This window comes from Dokdonia sp. Hel_I_53 (genome assembly GCF_007827465.1).
Lineage (GTDB): Bacteria > Bacteroidota > Bacteroidia > Flavobacteriales > Flavobacteriaceae > Dokdonia.
In genome coordinates, this window is sequence record NZ_VISL01000001.1 from 520,981 (window position 1) to 541,697 (window position 20,717).

At 32.4% G+C, this 20,717-nt stretch carries 18 protein-coding genes; 17 read left to right on the forward strand and 1 reads right to left on the reverse strand.

The features are described 5' to 3' along the window. Window positions 1-44 precede the first annotated feature (44 nt). From OD90_RS02330 to OD90_RS02405, 16 genes are all read left to right on the forward strand, one after another. Window positions 45-1,226: a glycosyltransferase family 4 protein gene (locus OD90_RS02330; protein ID WP_144666003.1), complete on the forward strand. Its 1,182-nt coding sequence runs from the start codon at window positions 45-47 to the stop codon at window positions 1,224-1,226. 8 nt (window positions 1,227-1,234) lie between these two features. Continuing rightward, complete coding sequence (locus OD90_RS02335) at window positions 1,235-2,302, forward strand: EpsG family protein (protein ID WP_144666006.1); 1,068 nt, start codon at window positions 1,235-1,237, stop codon at window positions 2,300-2,302. Between the two features lie 20 nt (window positions 2,303-2,322). Further along, window positions 2,323-3,357, forward strand: a complete 1,035-nt coding sequence (locus OD90_RS02340; protein WP_144666009.1) for a polysaccharide biosynthesis protein — start codon at window positions 2,323-2,325, stop codon at window positions 3,355-3,357. Between the two features lie 5 nt (window positions 3,358-3,362). Then, a complete protein-coding gene (locus OD90_RS02345; protein WP_144666012.1) occupies window positions 3,363-3,785 on the forward strand; it encodes a WxcM-like domain-containing protein in 423 nt (140 codons plus the stop codon). Window positions 3,786-3,860: 75 nt separating this feature from the next. Beyond that, window positions 3,861-4,979: an NAD-dependent epimerase/dehydratase family protein gene (locus OD90_RS02350; protein ID WP_144666015.1), complete on the forward strand. Its 1,119-nt coding sequence runs from the start codon at window positions 3,861-3,863 to the stop codon at window positions 4,977-4,979. A 9-nt stretch (window positions 4,980-4,988) separates the two neighbouring features. After that, a complete protein-coding gene (gene wecB / locus OD90_RS02355) occupies window positions 4,989-6,128 on the forward strand; it encodes a non-hydrolyzing UDP-N-acetylglucosamine 2-epimerase (protein ID WP_144666018.1) in 1,140 nt (379 codons plus the stop codon). After that, entirely contained in the window at window positions 6,128-7,318 is a 1,191-nt protein-coding gene (locus tag OD90_RS02360) for a glycosyltransferase (protein WP_144666021.1), read from the forward strand. The genes wecB and OD90_RS02360 overlap by 1 nt, the downstream gene beginning before the upstream one ends. 58 nt (window positions 7,319-7,376) lie before the next feature. Continuing rightward, window positions 7,377-8,363, forward strand: a complete 987-nt coding sequence (locus OD90_RS02365) for a polysaccharide deacetylase family protein (RefSeq protein WP_144666025.1) — start codon at window positions 7,377-7,379, stop codon at window positions 8,361-8,363. After that, window positions 8,360-9,127: a formyl transferase gene (locus tag OD90_RS02370; RefSeq protein ID WP_144666028.1), complete on the forward strand. Its 768-nt coding sequence runs from the start codon at window positions 8,360-8,362 to the stop codon at window positions 9,125-9,127. Before OD90_RS02365 ends, OD90_RS02370 begins: the two co-directional genes overlap by 4 nt. A gap of 85 nt (window positions 9,128-9,212) precedes the next feature. Further along, complete coding sequence (locus tag OD90_RS02375; RefSeq protein ID WP_144666031.1) at window positions 9,213-10,352, forward strand: glycosyltransferase family 4 protein; 1,140 nt, start codon at window positions 9,213-9,215, stop codon at window positions 10,350-10,352. Next, the gene (locus OD90_RS02380; RefSeq protein WP_144666034.1) at window positions 10,342-11,271 is read left to right on the forward strand and encodes an NAD-dependent epimerase/dehydratase family protein; all 930 of its coding nucleotides are present in this window, start codon (window positions 10,342-10,344) and stop codon (window positions 11,269-11,271) included. Before OD90_RS02375 ends, OD90_RS02380 begins: the two co-directional genes overlap by 11 nt. Then, on the forward strand, window positions 11,271-12,242 hold the full coding sequence (locus OD90_RS02385) for an MraY family glycosyltransferase (RefSeq protein ID WP_144666037.1): 972 nt from the start codon (window positions 11,271-11,273) through the stop codon (window positions 12,240-12,242). The genes OD90_RS02380 and OD90_RS02385 overlap by 1 nt, the downstream gene beginning before the upstream one ends. Continuing rightward, a complete protein-coding gene (locus tag OD90_RS02390; RefSeq protein WP_144666040.1) occupies window positions 12,235-13,365 on the forward strand; it encodes a DegT/DnrJ/EryC1/StrS family aminotransferase in 1,131 nt (376 codons plus the stop codon). Before OD90_RS02385 ends, OD90_RS02390 begins: the two co-directional genes overlap by 8 nt. A gap of 6 nt (window positions 13,366-13,371) precedes the next feature. Further along, window positions 13,372-15,384 carry a polysaccharide biosynthesis protein gene (locus OD90_RS02395; protein WP_144666043.1) on the forward strand — a complete coding sequence of 671 codons (2,013 nt, stop codon included), beginning with the start codon at window positions 13,372-13,374 and terminating at the stop codon, window positions 15,382-15,384. Between the two features lie 25 nt (window positions 15,385-15,409). Beyond that, entirely contained in the window at window positions 15,410-16,180 is a 771-nt protein-coding gene (locus OD90_RS02400; protein ID WP_144666046.1) for a polysaccharide biosynthesis/export family protein, read from the forward strand. A 15-nt stretch (window positions 16,181-16,195) separates the two neighbouring features. Beyond that, complete coding sequence (locus OD90_RS02405; protein ID WP_144666049.1) at window positions 16,196-18,568, forward strand: GumC family protein; 2,373 nt, start codon at window positions 16,196-16,198, stop codon at window positions 18,566-18,568. Between the two features lie 22 nt (window positions 18,569-18,590). Here OD90_RS02405 and OD90_RS02410 read toward each other — a convergent pair whose 3' ends face one another. Then, a complete protein-coding gene (locus OD90_RS02410; protein WP_144666052.1) occupies window positions 18,591-19,313 on the reverse strand; it encodes a tyrosine-protein phosphatase in 723 nt (240 codons plus the stop codon). A gap of 57 nt (window positions 19,314-19,370) precedes the next feature. Here OD90_RS02410 and OD90_RS02415 point away from each other — a divergent pair, with 57 nt between their 5' ends. Next, complete coding sequence (locus OD90_RS02415) at window positions 19,371-20,717, forward strand: capsule assembly Wzi family protein (RefSeq protein WP_144666055.1); 1,347 nt, start codon at window positions 19,371-19,373, stop codon at window positions 20,715-20,717.

Genomic DNA, 20,717 nt, shown 5'->3' on the forward strand with positions numbered 1-20,717 from the left:
AAGACAATGATATTTTGTTTAAGCCTTGAAGTATGTGATTGATCATGAAAAAAAAAACAAAGATATTATATATTCATCATGGTACAGGAATTGGGGGTGCTCCAATAAGCCTTCTCAATTTGATCAAAAACCTAGATAAGGAGAAGTTTGAAACAAAAATAGCTTGTCTGACAGACGGTAAGCATGTTCAATTATTCAAAGACCAAGGAATAACTACGGAAGTTATAGGTGCGACCACACATAATTTTTGCCATAATGAAACAGGTAAAAAGCAATGGTATTACTTCCCGTATTATTTATTAGTAGCATTTTTATGGTTCTACGTCGCTTTTATAAAGGCACCAAAATATCTGAAAACCCAACAATATGACATTCTTCATTTAAACTCTCATGTACTAACCAGTTGGGCTTTTGCTGGTCGCGCACTGGGGAGTAGGATTGTTTTGCATAATAGGGAGGCCATTACGAAGGGGTATATTGGTTTAAGGTATAGCATACTTAAATATTTAATCGCTAAAAATTCTAATCATATTATTAACATAAGCAAGGACAATCAGAGTCGCTTAGGAATTTTTGAAAATTCTAGTGTAGTTTACAATTTTATTAATATCCCACAGACTTATTCTAATACAATAACTGAGCATAAGAAAAGAAATGTTTTATTTCTTGGGGGTACAGCATATATTAAAGGTTTTGGTACTTTAGCAGATGCAATACCTTACATTAATAAGAATATAGAGGTTTTAATAGCTGGAGGAATTTCTAATTTGAGTGTTACGGGGTTTATGCAAAAAATTAAAAATCTTTTTAATAATTCTACAGTAATGCGTGAAAAATTTAATAAAATTTCAAGTAGCACTAACGTAACATTTCTCGGTATATTAACAGATCCATATGAATATATAAACGCCTGTGATGTCTTATTGACTCCATTTACAGTACCACATTTCTCAAGACCAGCAATAGAAGCATTTGCATATGGCAAACCAGTGATTGGAACTTCCATAGAAGGTATGGATGAAATTATTGATCATAATGTTAATGGGATTTTAGTCGAAAATCATAAACCTAAAGACCTAGCTAATGCTATAAATAATTTATGCAATGATCCTGAGAAGATTCAAGAATTGGGTTTGAATGGGAGAAAAAAAGCAATTGAAATGTTTAGTCCAGCTGTAAATATGATGAAAATCGTTTCCATATACGAACACGTCCTAAATTCATAAAGTAGAAAATGGTCATCTATTACGTTTATATTATCTATTGTCTAATTTTAACCTTTTTATCAAAAGTTAGAGACTCAGGCATAGGGGATAAAAAATTAACTTTTTTATTGGGTGGAGGATTATTATTATTGATGGGGCTTCGCCATAGATCCGTGGGAAACGACGTTATTCGATACCTAGAAAGATATAAAGATGTGGAAAGATATTTCACTTTAGAAACTAAGACGGAATCTGGTTATATGATTTTCCAAAAGATTCTAAGCTTAATGAATATTTCACCTCAAGGTTTTATTTTTACAGTGAGTCTAATTATTTTAATTCTATTTTCTTGGTTTTTTTACAAATATTCCAAAAACATAGGGATGTCCTTTTTTCTTCATTTTACTGTTGGCTTATTTGCTTTCACAATGACAGGAATTCGACAGAGTATAGCGATAGGTCTAACTCTTATAGCAATACATTTAGCACTACAAAAAAAACTAATTTGGTATATCTTAATTATACTTTTAGCAACACTCTTTCATCAATCTGCAATAGTTTTTGCTCCAGTATATATTATTTTTCAAATCAGAAAATATAACTTTAAAATCATATTTTTGATTTTTTTAGCCATTTTAGTAATAGGAGTATTTAATGAAATTATTTTTAATCAAATATTTTCGCTAAGCGCAAATAAGTACAATACTCAATACCTAGATACTGCAGATGAAAGTAGGACGAGTTTTATATTTATAGTTTTCTCTTTTTCACTTCCTGCTATAATAATGTTTTTATGGTTTTTAGATAACATAAGAATTAGAGAGTTGTCTAAAATAGATATTTCTTTTTTTATAATGAGTTTAATAGGTTGTGTTTTTATACTCTTGTCCAGTCAATTGTCTTTGTTAAGCAGGTTATCTTATTATTTTATGATAGGAATTATTGTACTTATTCCTAATACCATTAAAAATTTGAAGAACCGGCCGGTTGCAAATATTAGTAGTTTTTTTTTAACTCTAATTTCAATTGCTTATTTTATTATAGCTAACGTTGATGGAATTTCAAAAATAGACTCATATTTATTCTTTTGGGAATAAGCATATTAAAAATATAAATTATGAAAATTAAAAATAAAACCTTGTTGATTACTGGTGGAACAGGGTCTTTTGGTAACGCTGTGTTACAACGCTTTCTAAATACTGATCATTTCAGTGAGATTAGAATTTTCTCTCGGGACGAAAAGAAACAAGACGATATGCGTACAACTATCAAAAATAGCAAGCTAAAATTTTATATAGGGGACGTACGAAACTATGATAGTATTGAAAGAGCTACACGAGGAGTGGATTATATTTTTCATGCAGCAGCTTTAAAACAAGTACCATCATGCGAGTTTTTTCCATTAGAGGCAACTAGGACTAACGTATTTGGGACACAGAATGTAATCGATGCAGCAGCATTTAATAAAGTAAAAAAAGTAATTTGCTTAAGCACAGATAAAGCCGCTTACCCTATAAATGCTATGGGAATTTCTAAAGCACTTATGGAAAAAGTCGCCGTAGCTGCATCGCGTAATAATCCCGATACTACTGTATGTCTAACACGGTATGGCAATGTAATGGCTTCTAGAGGTTCTGTTATTCCATTATTTCTTAAACAAATTCAAGAAGGAAACCCAATCACTATTACAGATCCTAGTATGACACGTTTTCTTATGTCTCTAGAAGAGGCTGTAGAGCTTGTTCTTTTTGCTTTTGAGCACGGAAATGCTGGTGATTTATTTGTGAATAAAGCACCAGCAGGAAAGATAGGCGATCTTGCTCAAGCCTTAAAGGAACTATGTCAAGCAGATAATGAAATAAATATTATTGGCACCAGACATGGAGAAAAATTATATGAAACCCTTTGTACCAGAGAAGAGATGCTAAAGGCAGAAGATATGGGAGAGTTTTACCGTATTCCTGCAGACAATAGAGATTTAAATTATGCACAATATTTTTCGGAGGGTGAAGAAGCTGCATCTGACATAGAAGATTACAATTCTCATAACACAAAGCAGGAAAATGTCGAAGGAATGAAACGTTTACTTTCTAACTTGCCACTTATTAAAAAGCAAGTATTTAATGAAGATGTTTCTCAATATTTGAATTAATCATTATGAAAGAATTTCCTCATATTATAAAAGGAGGGTCATTCAGAGACTCTCGAGGAGAATTAGTTTATAATAATGACTTTGATGCATCGAAAATCAAAAGAATGTACTCAATAACTAATAGTAAAGAAAATCCAGTTCGTGGATGGCAAGGTCATCAAATTCAGAAGAGGTGGTTTACTACTTCAGTTGGACGAGCAAAAATTGATGTTATTAAAGTCAACAATTGGAAAGTCCCCAATCCTAGCGCATATATTGAGAGTTTTCTTATTTTCGCGAAAAGCGGAGATATACTATTTGTACCAGAAGGATATATTACGAGAATTAGTTCTATCACAGAAGATGCAACAATTCTTGTATTCTCAGATTATTTAATGGGAGAAATAGATGACGAATACAAATATGATCTCAATTATTTTAATAATTAAATTTTCAGATAGTTATCTTCAAATTTTGATATTAGTGGTCAATAATTCAGCCCTAATATAATAGTAAAAAGTTTTATGAAATTTATAGGAATAACAGGAGAAACTGGTTTTGTAGGTAAACATCTTAAAATGTTGATTAATACCAAACCTGAAAATTTTACATTAGTTCCCTTTAACCGTACTTTTTTTGAAGATGGTTCTAAGATGGATGAATTTGTAAGCAGATGTGATGCAATTGTGCATCTTGCTGGTATGAATAGGCACGATAATCCTCAAGTTATATATGACACCAATATTACACTTACAGAAAACCTTATATCCTCTTTAGAGAGAACCAACTCTAAAGCCCACGTACTTTTTTCTTCGTCATCTCAAGAAGATAGAGAAAATCTTTATGGATCTTCAAAAAAGAAAGCAAGAGAATTACTCAAAAGCTGGGCTGAACAAGTTGGAGCTGTATTTACAGGAATGATTGTTCCTAATGTTTTTGGCCCTTTTGGTAAACCTTATTACAACTCGGTTGTGGCAACATTTGCACACCAGATTTCAAGTGGAGAGGAGCCTACTATTCAAGTTGATGGTGAGCTTAAGCTTATCTATGTTTTAGAGCTTGTTCAAGAAGTTTTAGATAAAATTAATGATAGTGTACACGAACCTGAGTATGTAATTTCTCATACCGCTGTCGCGAAAGTTTCAGAAGTTTTAAATTACTTTCAAAGCTTTAAGACCACATATCAGGATCTTGGAGTGATTCCAGTTATAACCAACACTTTTGAATTACATCTATTTAATACTTATCGATGTTATATGGATATAAAATCACACTTTCCTGTAAAATTTACGCAACATACCGATCCAAGAGGTAGTTTTGTTGAAATAATTAGATTAGGAATAGGAGGGCAAGTCTCATTTTCGACTACTATGCCTGGTATAACAAGAGGAAATCATTATCATACTAGAAAGATAGAGCGTTTTGCAGTTATTAAAGGAAAAGCTTTAATACAATTAAGAAAAATAGGTACTGATGAGGTATTAGATTTTTATCTCGATGGTGATGAGCCAGCGTTTGTAGATATGCCTATATGGTACACTCATAATATAAAAAATATAGGTAATGACGTTTTGTATACTAATTTTTGGATTAACGAACCTTATGATGCAGCTGATGCAGATACCTATTATGAAGAAGTTTAAGTAAAAAATATGAAGAGATTAAAAGTAATGACCGTCGTAGGTACGCGTCCAGAGATTATACGTTTATCAAGGGTACTAGATGCACTTGATGCCTCTGAAGCCATTGAGCATATTTTAGTTCATACTGGTCAAAATTATGATTATGAACTTAATCAGATATTTTTTGATGACCTTGCTATAAGAAAACCAGATTACTTTCTTGAGGCCGCAGGTAAATCTGCTACTGAAACAATAGGGAATATTCTTATAAAAATAGATCCTCTTCTAGAAGAAATTAATCCAGATGCATTCTTAGTTTTAGGAGATACCAATAGCTGTTTATGCGCTATTCCTGCAAAAAAGCGCCACATACCTATATTTCATATGGAGGCAGGAAATCGTTGCTTTGATCAACGTGTACCAGAAGAGACAAATAGGAAAATAGTTGATCACACAGCAGATGTTAACTTGACCTATAGCGATATTGCTAGAGAATACTTACTAAAAGAAGGATTACCAGCAGATAGAATTATAAAAACGGGGAGTCCTATGTTTGAAGTTCTTAATCACTACTTACCTAAGATTAAAGGAAGTGATGTTCTATCTCGGTTAAACCTTAAAAAAGAGAATTATTTTGTTGTTTCTGCTCACCGTGAGGAAAATATAAGTAGTGAGCTCAATTTCAAAAATCTTATGCATGGGTTAAACGATATCGCCGATACCTATAATAAACCTATCATTGTAAGTACCCATCCACGTACTCGAAATATGATCAATAAGAAAAACATTGAGATGCACAATCATGTACAGTTTTTAAAGCCTCTAGGTTTTCACGATTATAATGCACTGCAAATGTATAGTTATGCTGTGTTATCAGATAGTGGTACAATTTCTGAAGAATCCTCTATACTCAACTTTCCTGCTCTTAATATAAGACAGGCACACGAACGTCCCGAAGCTATGGAGGAAGCCTCTGTAATGATGGTAGGCTTATCACCAGAAAGAATTTTACAAGGTCTTTTACAACTCAAGAGACAAGAAAGAGGTGCTAGTCGTAATTTTAGAACTGTTGTAGATTATAGTATGCCTAACGTAAGCGAGAAAGTTGTGCGTATCATACTGAGTTATACGGATTATATAAAACGCACTGTTTGGAGTGAATCAATATAATGGATAAAGGAACTATAATATATATAGGAGGGTTTGAATTACCTGACAGAAATGCCGCAGCTCAAAGGGTAATTGGGAATGCAAAATTATTTAATTCATTAGGTTATGATGTAAAATTCATCGGGTTAACAAAGATTGACTCTGAAGTTGCTAAAAAGTTGAGATTTTATAATTTTGACAGTTACTCTCAAAAATATCCAGAAAACCCGCTATCTTGGTTAAGGTATATAACAGCAGTAAAATATTACAAGAAGATTATTAATTCTTCAACGAATGTTAAAGCAGTTGTTGGGTATAATTTACCTTCTATTTCTTTCTTAATGATTAATCAATTTTGCAAAAGAAGAGATATAGAAGTTTATTCTGATTGTACAGAATGGTATGTCACAACTAAAGAAAGAAATATATTTAAAAAAATTATAAAAAGTTTTGATGTCAAATTAAGAATGAAGTCTGTCCATAAAAGTATTAACGGAATCATAACAATAAGTACATTTTTAACAAATTATTATAAAAATGTGAAAGGGTTGAAAATTACTCAATTACCACCTTTAGTAGATTTGGAAGATGAGAAATGGAAACAAAGGGACCTATATGCTGAAAAAAATAGTGAAGTAGTAAAATTTGTGTATGCTGGTTCGCCTGCTTTATCTAAAAAAGTCAATGGTAAAGACAGAATAGATCTCATAGTGAATTCTTTTTACAGGCTAAGTAAAAGAATCAATTCTTTTGAATTAAAAATAATTGGTATCTCTAAAAATGATTACTTAGCTATTTACCCAGAATCTGCAGATATTCTCTCAGAATTAGAAAGTAAAATAAAATTTCTTGGTAGAGTTCCGCATAATGATGCACTAACATACCTTAAAAATGCTGATTTTTCGATCTTTTTAAGAGATAAAAGTTTAATAACCGAAGCTGGGTTTCCTACTAAATTTGTCGAGTCTATTAGCTGTGGAATTCCTGTTTTAACAAATCCAAGCAGTAATTTATCTGATTATTTAAAGGAGGGTGAAAATGGTTATTGGTTAGATACAAACAACATCGATAATATCACGAAACAAATTGAAAATGTTCTTGGAATGCCGAAAGATTCTATAGCTCTTATGAAAAGTAAGACATTACAGTCCAGACTTTTTCATTATGAAAATTTTCAATACAATATGAACAAATTTTTAATTAGAAAGTGATAATTAAATAATAAAGCATAATTTTTTTGGATTTTTTGTTTACAAATAACTAGATACAATGCACAATAGTAATGGTACATTCGTAATATCTTTAGATTATGAATTAATGTGGGGAGTTAGAGACAAACGAAGTGTCGAAACTTATGGTGATGCTATACTTGGTGGTCGAAATGCAATTGTAAACATGGTTGAGCTTTTTCGTAAATATAATGTTAGAGCATCATTTGCAACTGTAGGCTTTTTATTTCACAAAGACAAGGATGAGTTTTTCAAATCCTCCTTACATAATAAGCCAGATTATTCAAATAAAAAATTGTCACCGTTTCAATCAATGGAGGAAGAGTTGGGTGAAGATGAATGTGATGATCCTTATCACTACGGATGGAGTTTAACACAGTTTTTACTGAAACAACCCCATATAGAAGTTTCAACACATACGTATTCTCATTATTATTGTTTGGAAGAGGGACAAGATATTTTATCCTTTGAAAATGATATAAAAACTGCTCTTGAAACAGCAAAAAAATATAATCTTAATATAGAGACAATTATATTTCCCAGAAATCAAATTCAAAAAGAATATTTAGACCTCTGTTATAATCTAGGACTATTAGCTTATAGAGGCACAGAAAAGTCTATAATATACAAGAGCAATCCAGATAATAAACAACATATTATTAAAAGAGGTTTTCGACTATTAGACGCATATTTTAATATATCAGGGCATAACACATATACAATTGATGATCAGTATAATGATAAAATTTTAAATATTCGCTCAAGCAGCTTTCTCCGTCCTTATAGTAAAAGATTATCCTTTCTGGAAAATTTAAAAATTGAACGGATTAAAAAATCTATGTCATATGCGGCAAAAAATGGTGAGGTTTACCATTTATGGTGGCATCCACATAATTTTGGACGTAATAAATCTGAGAACCTAAATAATTTGAGAAAAATTTTAGAGCATTACATTCTCTTAAACAATACATATAATTTTGAATCTTTGACTATGAAAGATCTCGCAAATAGAATCTTAGAAAAATGAAAATTATAATATTAGGTGGAGCAGGAGAAAGCACAAAATATGTTTATAATTATTTGTCAAAACAATTTGATATTGAAAGAGTAATTATTGAACAGCCCGTTTCATCCAAAAAGCTACTGAAGGGCAGGGTGAAAAAATTAGGCTATTTTAAAGTTATTAATCAACTTTTTTTTCAGGTAATTACTTCTAAAATTTTAAGGTTAATTTCTAAAAAAAAAATACGTTCATTAAAAAAATTGTTGGATCTAGATAGTTCTCCCATCCCTAAGGAGAAATGTTTTTTATTAGCTTCTATAAACAATAATGTTGCTCTTAACCTAATAAGCCAGTTAGCTCCTGAAATTATTATTGTAAATGGTACTAGAATAATTAGTGACAGAATACTTAAATCTTGTAATGCTACTTTTATAAATACGCATGTAGGTATTACACCTCAGTATCGCGGCGTCCATGGAGGATATTGGGCTCTCGTTAATAACGATAAGGAAAATTGTGGAGTTACAATCCATACAGTAGATAGTGGCGTAGATACAGGAGGCGTTCTCAAACAAGGATTGATAAAAGTTGAACCATACGATAACTTCCACACTTATCCACTAAAGCAGTATGCTACCGGTTTACCTTTACTAGCAGAAGTTATTTCCACTAAGATAAATAAAGAGGCCTTTAATTATATGGATCGTTCTTACTGTAATAGTAATCTTTATTATCATCCATCCTTTTCAGAATATTTGTTTTATCGGTTTTACAGTGGGGTTAAATAATTTATAGTTTCTGATAAATGTTTTTCAATGCTTACCAAAAAAACATAAAATCTAATAATCTGTAAAAAAATATTCATCTTTCAAAATGAAAAATAAAGCACTGAAAATATTATTTGTAGTTAATGTAGACTGGTTTTTTATCTCTCATCGTCTCTGTATTGCACAGACGGCTATAGAGAAAGGATGGGATGTTACCGTAGCTGCAGAAGATACTGGGCGTTCAGAAGAAATCATTCAATGTGGAGTTAAGTTTATTAATTTTTCATTTTCAAGATCGGGAACTAATCCATTGAAAGAATTATTTACTCTAAATGAATTTAGGAAATTATATAAAAAAATCACACCTGATATAGTGCATCACATCACTTTAAAACCAGTGATATATGGTTCTCTAGCAGCCAAATTTGTTAAAATTCCAGCGGTAGTTAATGCTGTAAGCGGCTTAGGCTATAATTTTACTGGTGATAATCAGGGTTTTGTAGCTAAGATTATGCTTCAACTTATGAAAATAGGTTTTAAGCACAAAAATTTAGGTTTTATTTTTCAGAATAATGATGACTATTCAGAACTTAAAAGCTTAGGGGTTCTAAATGAAAAAAACAAGATTTTTTTTATAAAAGGCTCTGGTGTAAATTTGAAAAAATTTAATCATAGTCCAATGCCTACTGGAGATAGAATTTTTATTTTATTTCCTGTGAGAATGCTATGGGATAAAGGAGTTGCTGAGCTTAGAGAAGCTACAAATTTATTGAAAAATAAATACCGTAACAAAATTCAATTTATATTAGCTGGTCTCGCAGATAATGATAACAAAGCAGGTGTAAGCTCTACTTATCTAAAAGATTGGGAAGATGGCGAATATGTACAATGGATCGGTTATCAAAAGGATATGGTAGCAGTCTATAGAAGTTGTCATATAGTAGTTTTACCATCTTATAGAGAAGGTATGCCCAGAACCTTGATTGAAGCTTGTGCTATAGGCAGGCCAATTGTCACTACAAATGCTATAGGTTGTAGAGAATGTGTGAATGAAGGCGTTAATGGGTTTAAAGTTCCTGTAAAATCAACTATTGAGCTAGCAAATGCAATTGAAGAGTTAATCCTCAATCCAGACGTAATGTTAAAAATGGGTTTTGCTTCAAGAGTTAAGGCCGAGAAAGAATTTGACCAGTTAAGTGTTGTAAGAAAACATTTTGAAATCTATCAAGAACTCTATGAGCAATAAATTAATTATTTCTGGGGCAAGTGGATTTGTAGGACAGAATCTATCACCTTTTCTAGAGACTAAAAATTGGAATGTTATACCGCTTTCGCGAAATCGGGAAAATAGCATTTCTTTAGATTACAATAATCTTACTGTTAATGATTTTAGTAGTGCATATGCATTTATTCATTTGGCAGGAAAAGCACACGATTTAAAAAAAACCTCAAATGATAAAGAATACTATGATGTAAATACAGAACTTACAAAACGACTTTTTGATTTATTTCTAGAGTCTGATGCTAAAGTTTTTATATATTTTAGCTCGGTAAAAGCCGTTGCAGATGAAGTGCAAGGAGTGCTTACAGAAAACCATCCTTATAAACCTCAAACGGTTTATGGTAAATCTAAGGCATTAGCTGAGCAATATTTGTTAAGCAAGGAATTACCAGAAAATAAACGTCTTTACATTCTCAGACCATGCATGATTCATGGCCCTGGTAATAAAGGCAATCTAAATTTATTATATCAATTCGTTTTGAAAGGAATTCCTTATCCACTTGCGGCCTATAAAAATAAAAGGTCTTTTGTGTCTATTGATACCGTAAATATGATTATTAAAGAATTGATAGTTCAGTTGCCTGATTCAGGAGTCTTTAATCTTGCTGACGACCAGGCTCTGTCTACAAAAGAGCTTATAGAAACCATAGCCACTGCAATAGGTCAAAAGCCTATATTACTAACTGTCAACCCTCGGATGATTAACGCGATTGCTGGAATAGGAGGTGTTTTGCGATTGCCATTAAATAAAGACCGATTGCAAAAGCTGACAGAGTCGTATGAAGTGAGTAATAAAAAGATAAAAAAATCTTTACAACTAACTACCGGTTGGAGTACTAGGGAAGGCCTCATTAAAACAATTCAATCATTTAAAAAATCCTAATGCTGTATATTATTGTTTTGGTGTTATTGATTTTATCTTCTATTGGTTATTTAAAAATCGCTGATAGGTTTAATATCATAGATAAGCCCAACCACAGGAGTTCACATACACAAATTACGATACGAGGAGGAGGTGTTTTATTTTACATCGGACTGCTAATTTTCTTTATTAGTAGTGGTTTTGAATATCCATATCTTTTTTTAGGAGTTAGCTTAATTGCCGGATTGAGTTTTGTGGATGATTTAAAACCTTTGCCGCCTGGGTTAAGATTACCATTTCAATTTATGGCAGCTGTTTTAGTTCTTGTGGAAATAGGACAAGTGTTTCCGTTACTAGGTATGTCACTTCTTTTGATAGTAGCGGTAGGTTTTATCAACGCCTTTAACTTTATGGACGGCATTAATGGGATTACAGGTTTTTATACCCTAGCAGTCTTTGGCTTTTTGAGTTATTTCAATACTTTTATAGAAGAATTTATTCACCCAGATTTACTTTTTTTTATAGTAATCTCCGTTCTGGTTTTTGGTTTTTATAACTTTAGGAAAAAAGCACTGTTTTTTGCTGGAGATGTAGGTAGTATTTCACTGGCGGTTATTTTTTTATTTGTTGTGCTTCGCTTTTATAATCATTTTAAAGCACCTGTCACAATTCTTCTAGTTTCTGTTTATGGAGCAGATAGTGTCATGACCATCATACGACGTATTTTTATGAAAGAAAAAATCACAGAAGCGCATAGGCATCACTTGTATCAGTTATTTGTAGATTCTCAAAAGCACAGCCATATGGCAACGTCCTTTTATTATTTTATAATACAACTAACTATGTGTGTGGTCGTATGTTTTTCATATAAATCAAGTGTGGAACTCCAAATTGTAATTTCAATAGCCTCTTTATTAATTCTTGCGGCAATCTATCTCTTGCTGGTACGTTATTTCCTTAACTTACGCAGAACCCCAATTACAGATGGTTAAGAGAATTTATCTATCACCTCCTACGTATTATTTTAACGACAGCTTTAAATTATCAAAGGGCGAGCTATCTTATTCAGATATTTATGAGGATGTGAATTCTTTTGAGAAGAGCGTGAAAGAATACCTAGAAACTGATAAGCTATGTTTGGCTTTAAATTCGGGAACATCTGCGATTCATATTGCTTTAATCTTGGCTGGTGTTACTTCGGGAGATTACGTTTTATGTCAATCACACACGTTTATTGCATGCGCTAACGCTATTAGATACCAAGGAGCAATCCCTGTATTTATAGATAGCGAAAAAGTTACGTGGAATATAGATAAGCAGTATCTTGAGAACGCTGTAAAAGATTTAAACTCAAAAAACATTTCTCCAAAAGTACTTATTGCTACGAGTCTATATGGAATGCCTTTTGAGTTTGATGACGTTTACGCTTTCGCGAAAGATAATGACATAAAAGTTATTGAAGATAGTGCGGAAGCTTTAGGTAGCTCTTACAAAAATAGAAAATGCGGCACTCTAGCTGATTACGGTATCTTATCTTTTAATTATAATAAAATCATCACTTCTGGAGGTGGTGGTATTTTAGTTTGTAAAAACGAGGAAGATTATTTTAGAGGATTAAAAATAGCGACTCAAGCAAAAGATGTATCGGAACATTATCACCATTCTGAGATAGGTTACAATTATAGAATGGGGCATTTAAATGCAAAAATAGGTGTTGCCCAAATGGATGTTTTAGAACAACATATCAAGTCGAGACGACAACTTAATATTTGGTATAGAGATTTATTTAAAAACATAGAAGGTGTAGAGCTTCATTCCGAAAAGTCCAATAGTTACATTTCCAATCATTGGCTCAGCGTCATATTAGTTGATCCATTAAAGTCGGGTGGAATTACCAAAGAAAACCTAAGAATTGCTTTAGAAAAAAATAATATAGAGTCTAGACCACTTTGGAAACCAATGCACTTACAGCCTTTATACAATTATTACCCTTACTATGGAGAAGATGTTTCAGAAAATTTATTTCTGAAAGGTCTATGTCTTCCTTCTGGCTCTTTGCTTAAATATGAAGATAAAAAGAGGATAGAAAATGTTATCTTTAACGTTTTCAATTAAGTTATAATGCTCAAACGATTACTAGACGCTATAAATAGATTATTTTCTGAGGAAAATAAAATTGATATAAGGAATTTACGGTATCTTCCAAGATGGGCAGTACTTTTTATAGATCTGTTACTGGTGGTTGTAGCGTTAGTAATCACATACATACTACTAGAAGGGGTAAATATTAAACCCTTAAAAACGCTGAGTCTAATCAAACAAGCAAGTTTAATTATAGGCGTAAACTTTGTTTTTTTATTAGCATTTAAAACCTACGCTGGGTTAATAAGGCATTCTTCTTTTATGGACGCTTTAAAGTTGCTATTTGCCACTGGAACTACCTTTATTTCCTTGATAGTTGTTAATGTTATTTCACTACAAATAATTGAAAATAAGATTTTTTTAACGACAGGCTTATTTTTATTTTCATTACTCACCTTTAGCGCTCAATTTATTTTTAGACTCGCCATTAAACAGCTTTATGAATCTTTTAAGCTCGTTCAAAAAGATGAAGAGCTTATAAGAGCAGTTATTGTGGGAATAGATGATGGCGCTATATCTATAGCTGCTGCTCTTGACATAGAACATCCTCAAAGGTTTTTAGTACAGGGTTTTGTATCTAAGCGGCAAAATAAAAGCTTACGAATTTTAGGTAAGCCAGTCTTAGAAATAGACAATAGCATACATAATATCGTTAAAAAACTCAATGCCAGTGCAATTATATTTGCTGGAAACACCTTGAATGCAGAAGAGAGATTTCATCTTGTAAAAGATTGCTTAGAGCATGATATAAAAGTTTACAACTCTCCATTAGTTATAAATTGGAGTGAAAATACTACTGTCACTGACCAGCTTAAGTCATTACAAATTGAGGACCTTTTAAATAGAGATCCTATCAATCTTAATGATAAAAGTAAGTCAAAAAAAATTGAGAATAAAATAGTATTAGTTACAGGTGGTGCAGGTTCTATAGGAAGTGAAATTGCTAGACAAGTTGCTAATTATGCGCCTAAAAAACTTATAATACTAGATCAAGCGGAATCACCATTGCACAACTTAAGCTTAGAGCTTTGCTCAGACTTTCCTGACTTAGACATTGAATTTATGATTTGTGATGTTGCAAATCGTAGTAGATTGAGAAAACTTTTTGAAGTTTTCAAAATTGATCTTATATATCACGCAGCTGCTTACAAGCACGTACCTTTAATGGAGAGTAATCCATCTGAAGCGATACTTACAAATATTTATGGCACAAAAAATCTAGCTGACATCGCTGTAAAGAATAAAGTAAGTCATTTTGTAATGGTAAGTACAGATAAAGCCGTAAATCCTACAAACGTCATGGGAGCTACTAAAAGAGCGGCAGAGATGTATGTACAATCAAAATATTTTGATTCCCTTGAAAATTCAAAGAAAAAAAACACCAAATTTATTACCACAAGGTTTGGAAATGTATTGGGCTCCAATGGCTCTGTGGTACCTCTCTTCAAAAAACAAATAGAAAATGGGGGACCTCTGACTATCACTCATCCAGATATCATTCGTTATTTTATGACCATTCCAGAAGCTTGCCAACTTGTCTTGGAGGCTGGTGCTATGGGAAAAGGTGGTGAGATATTTATATTTGATATGGGAGCGCCTGTAAGAATCATGGATTTGGCTGAGAAAATGATAAAACTTGCAGGGTATTCTATTAATGATGAGATAGAGATAAAAATCACAGGACTTCGTCCAGGTGAAAAACTCTACGAAGAATTGCTAAGTGATAAAAGCAAAACCCTACCGACCCATCACGAAAAAATCATGATAAGCGAGGATGTATGTGGTGACTATAATATTATTAATGAGCTGACCACCCAAATAATAAAAGCATCACTCAAAAATGATAATTCTATCAGCGTTGCCAAGCTGAAAAAATTGGTTCCAGAATTTAGAAGTAATAATTCTGAATTTGAAATATTAGATATTTCTTCTAATGCGAATATAACAAATGCTGAACTGAGTAATAAAATTGTTCAATCTCTAGAAGAGTAGTACTTTTGCAGACTAATTTATATCTATGTATTTAAGATTTTCATATAATTATTTACTAGTAGTTATATTATCATTTTTATTTTCTTCGTGTATTTCAAAAAAAGAGGTGCTTTACTTTCAAGATATAGAACGGTTGGAGAGTCAATCTCAAAATTTTAATTACAACACTATTATCAGGCCGAATGATCTTCTATCGATTACGGTTTCCTCTCAAGACCCAGAATCTGTCGCAATCTTTAATCCAGTCGCTGGAGCTAGTGGAGCGTTAAGGACTACAAACGAAAGGTTGGGTACCTATTTAGTAGATAGAAATGGAAACATTGAATTTCCCTATTTAGGTACTATAAATATTGGTAATAAAACTAGAATAGAGGCGGTATCAAAATTGAGAGAAGGGATAAGTCAGTTTGCAAAAGAAGCGGTTATAAATCTTAGAATTTTGAATTTTACTGTATCTGTGTTAGGTGAAGTACAGAGACCAGGTACTTTCACAGTACCTGATGAAAGAATAACTGTTCTTGAAGCTTTAGGATTAGCAGGAGATATGACAATCTTTGGAGAACGTAAAACTGTAAAAGTGATAAGAGAAGAAAATGGCATTAAAACCTATGGAGAACTAGATTTTACTTCTATAGATGTTGTGAATTCTCCTTTTTATTACTTGCAACAAAATGATGTAATTGTGGTTTCTCCTAATAACGCGCAGGTACAGAGTGGTGCTTTTAATCGAAATTCTACTATTTTCATTTCTATAGCTGGAATTATAATTTCAGTTTTAACTATTGTCACAAGATAATTTTTTATATAACCTATGAATCAAAAATTAAAAGAAGAAGAGGGTCTTAACTTAAAGGAAATACTTCGACCTTACTTCAGACATTGGCCTTGGTTTATTTTAAGTGCGTTTATATTTATTCTTGGTGCAATGCTATACTTACGTTATAGTAGCTATGTTTATAAAAGTAAGGCAACTATTTTGATAAAGGATGAAGGTAAAGGGGGACTTTCAGAACTTGCTGCATTTGGAGATCTAGGCCTAGGGGGAGCAGGGTTATCAAAATCTGATTTTGAAAATGAAATAGAAATTATAAAATCTAAAAGACTTGTTTCAAGAGTTGTAAAAGACCACAATCTTAATGTGAGATATTTTAAAGAAGGTAATGTAAAGTCTTCTGAAATTTTTAATGATGGACCTTTTAGTTTAAAATTGATAAGCTTTAGTGGTGATTCCATTTCTAAGTTTTTTCATTCTGTTTCAATTGAACCCTTATCTGCAACTACTTTTAATTTAGTTTCTTTAGAAAGCAATGTAAATAAGACATTTAATTATGGAGAAATTATTATTCTTGATTTTGGAAGTATTGTAGTTACTGCCGAACAGGGTAATGAATTTGTTAAAGGTTCACAAGTTATAGTTACAATATCGGATTTTGACACTGCAGTTAACAACTTAAAACAAAATTTACGTATCCAACCTGTAAACAAAAATAGTAGTGTTATAGAGCTTGAATATAATTCTTCTGCGCCAAAAAAATCAGAAACTATTCTAGACGGTTTAGTAGATGCTTATAATAATGATGCGATAGAAGATAAAAATTTAATATCGGCAAACACTGCGAGGTTCATAGATAATCGTCTAGAAATAATTACTAGAGAATTAGACTCTGTCGAGACCAAAAATGTAAATTTTCGTGAAAATGAAAAAGTTACAGATATTGCGACAGAGGGGCAAATATTTTTAGAAAGCGCAAATGAACTTCAGCGAAAACAACTAGAACTTAATACGAAAATTGGTTTAGCACAATCCATACAGGATTATTTGAATTCTGGAAAAACAAGCGAATTGCTCCCATCCAACCTAGGAATATCCGATGAGGGAATTAGTAATTCAATTGAAAAGTATAATGAATTGATTTTAGAAAAGCAGCGGCTATTGAAGAGCGCTACTGTAAATAACCCTGTAGTGATTGCTGTTAATGATCAAATATCTCAACTTGAAGAAAACATTAAACAAAGCCTTGGTAGAGCTACTCGTTCTCTTGAAATCGAAGCAAATGATTTGATAAAACAGCGTGGTAATCTAGGAGGGAAGATAGCTGCTATACCTAGCTTAACAAAAGCTGCAAGAGATATCATGCGCCAGCAAGAAATTAAAGAGGCTTTGTATTTATATCTTCTTCAGAAAAGAGAAGAAACGGCTATTTCACTGGCAGTAACAACGCCAAAAGCTAAAATTGTTGACAGAGCATATACAGCTATTGAACCAATCTCACCTAAACCTAATATTATATACTTAGCTAGTCTAATATTAGGACTTCTTGTTCCATTTGTTTTTATTTATGTGAAAAAATTATTTGACACCAAGATTCATAATCGAGTAGATGTAGAAAAAGAATTGCCTTTAGTACCTATATTGGGAGAAGTTCCTACTATAGATAGTAAAGAAAGTGAAACGATCACCTCTAATGATCGATCTGTTCTCGCAGAAGCTTTTCGAATTTTACGCACTAATTTAAGTTATTTCATAAATTCGAAACATAAAGAGGGTAAAAATTTAATTTATGTTACCTCTACGATTAAAGGGGAGGGTAAAACATTTGTGTCCTATAATTTAGCACTTACATTAGCAAGTACAGGGAAATCAGTTTTGTTAGTGGGTGCAGATATAAGGAACCCCCAGTTGCATCGGTATATTGACAAAAATGAATGGACGATAGGACTTTCAGAATATCTGTATGATACAGAAGTATCTATTGATTCCATCACGAATGAGGTAATGAATGATAAAGAGAGGTTTGATTTGATTTTATCAGGAAAAATTGCACCCAATCCAGCTGAATTATTAATGAACGGGCGTTTCGAAAATTTAGTGGATCAAGTAAAAAATAAGTATGACTATGTGATAATAGACACCGCACCTACTTTATTGGTCACAGACACTTTGTTAATAAGTCAACAGGCTGATATGACAGTGTATGTGTGTCGTGCAGATCATACAGATAAGAACTTATTACAATATCCTAAAGAACTGATAGATGAAGGTAAATTGAAAAATGTAGCCTTTGCTATTAATGGCGTCAAAATGAATAACTTCGGGTATGGAAGTAAGTATGGTTATGGGTATGGTCAAGATGCACCAACATTTATTCAAAGAATCAAAAATAAATTGGGGATTGGAAATTAAGTCTAATCCCTTTAATTAAATACTAGCTAAAAACTTGTTGTGTTGTGAGGCAAAGTTTACTAAGAGCTGGCGCATATTTTTTGGGAATGGTAATTTTTTCAATTTTTTCTAAATGTTCTATCTTGTGGGTATCTGTACCTATAAAATCATACAGTCCCTCTTCGAGTAGCTTATATGTTGTTTGCTTTACAGATTCTCCATAATGAGATGTAAGAGACAAGACATTAAGTTGTAATTTAATCCCTTTAGCTTTAAAATCTCGGTATTTTTTAAAGTTCTGATGGTAATAGGCGTATCTCTCAGGGTGTGCCATAATTGAAGTATAGCCTTTAGTGCTAATTTTAAAAAGTTGCTCAAAGAGATTTTCTGGTGGCTGAAAAAAGGACATTTCTACAAGCAAGTACTTATCCTTCAAAGGAATTATTTTATTTTTTTTAAGTAATTTATCAAAATTATCGTCTAGCATATATTCTGATGAACAGGAGAGTTCTATTCCAGAAGTATCTACTATCGATTTGCGAGCGTTCAAAATTGTTTCAGGGGTATTATCGTAAATACCCCCCATAGTATGTGGGGTTGCGATTATTTTCTTACACCCTAATGACGCGTATTTTTTTAGCAATAATTCGCTAGTCGTTGTATCTTTAGCCCCATCGTCTATACCTGGTAACACATGGCAATGTATATCTGGAGTACCACTCCAAATATCAATAAACGACTCCTTTTTATTAAATAATCCAAACATATACTCAAAAGTAAATATTTTACTTAAGAATTACGTAGCATTCAATTTTATACTTACATGAGAGGACTTTTTTTTATTTTTTTTCTTAGTACATGTTTCATTGTAAACGCACAAGAAAAACTTCAAATTAGCTCTGCTTTTCAAGCAAGAAGCTTTCTAACACATAAATCGCTTCCTTATTGGAGTTATGTAAATACAAATGATTTTTTAGATGAGAATAGTCAAGTAGGGGTATCCGCTTTCGCGAAAGCGAAACATACTTTTTTCACTTCCGATACGCTGGAAATAGGATTAGGTGGGTTTATTCGTGACGGATTGGCATCAAATATCCAGCGCAGTGACCTCTATGTAGAGTATAAACAAAAATGGTTTACCCTTACAGCTGGAGCTAAAAGTAAAGACTATTCTAAACAAAACTTATCCACGATTAATGATAATATTTTAGTTACTGGAAATGCAAGAGCCATTCCAGGAATAGTATTAAAAACTACTAAACCCGTAAATATTGTAAGTAAATTAGATGTACTTGGTGCTATAGGTCATTATAGATTAAATGATGAAAGAAACACACGTAAGACAAATGTCCATTATAAAAGAATAGGTTTTGGGTGGAATTTTAGAAAAAATAGCCGGCTACAAATAGGCCTTCGTCATTACGTACAATGGGGAGGTATCACATCAGAGGGCGTAGCACTACCTAATGATTTCACTGCTTTTAAGGAAGTGTTTATTGGTCAAAGTGGAACTGGCATCGATAACCCTAATGAAAATATTAATGCTCTTGGAAATCATTTAGGATCATACGAAATTAAGTATTCCCTGAAAAAAGAGAAGTATAATTTTGAAATTTACCATCAGACATTGTTTGAAGATAGATCAGGACGAGAACTGAATAACTTTCCTGATGGTGTTTGGGGGATATTTGTGACTCCAAAAAAATCATGCTTTTTTAAGGGTATTCTGTACGAATATGCACAAACCATATCTCAAAGTGGCAGCCCTCGACAAACTGTTGGACTTAGTCAACAAAGTGGGGGAGATAATTATTTTTCTAACACAATATATACTTCTGGATGGACCTACGAAGGAAAAGTAATAGGATTACCGTTTATAGTACCGTCCTCTACAGATCCTTATCCAAATAATAGAATAATCGCGCACCATATTGGTGTAACTAATAATATAGGTAAAATAATATCTACTCTGAAATTTACATATCTTCAAAACCTAGGAACCTATTATATACCTTATCCTGAACGTGAGAAAAAGATTTTGAGCTACCTAGAACTTCAATACCCGACAAAGAAATACGGAACTTTAAATGGGTATTTGGGTGCAGATATTTCTAATATCAATGCTAACGCTGCTGCAATAGGAGTAGGCTATAGCTACAGGATAAACTAA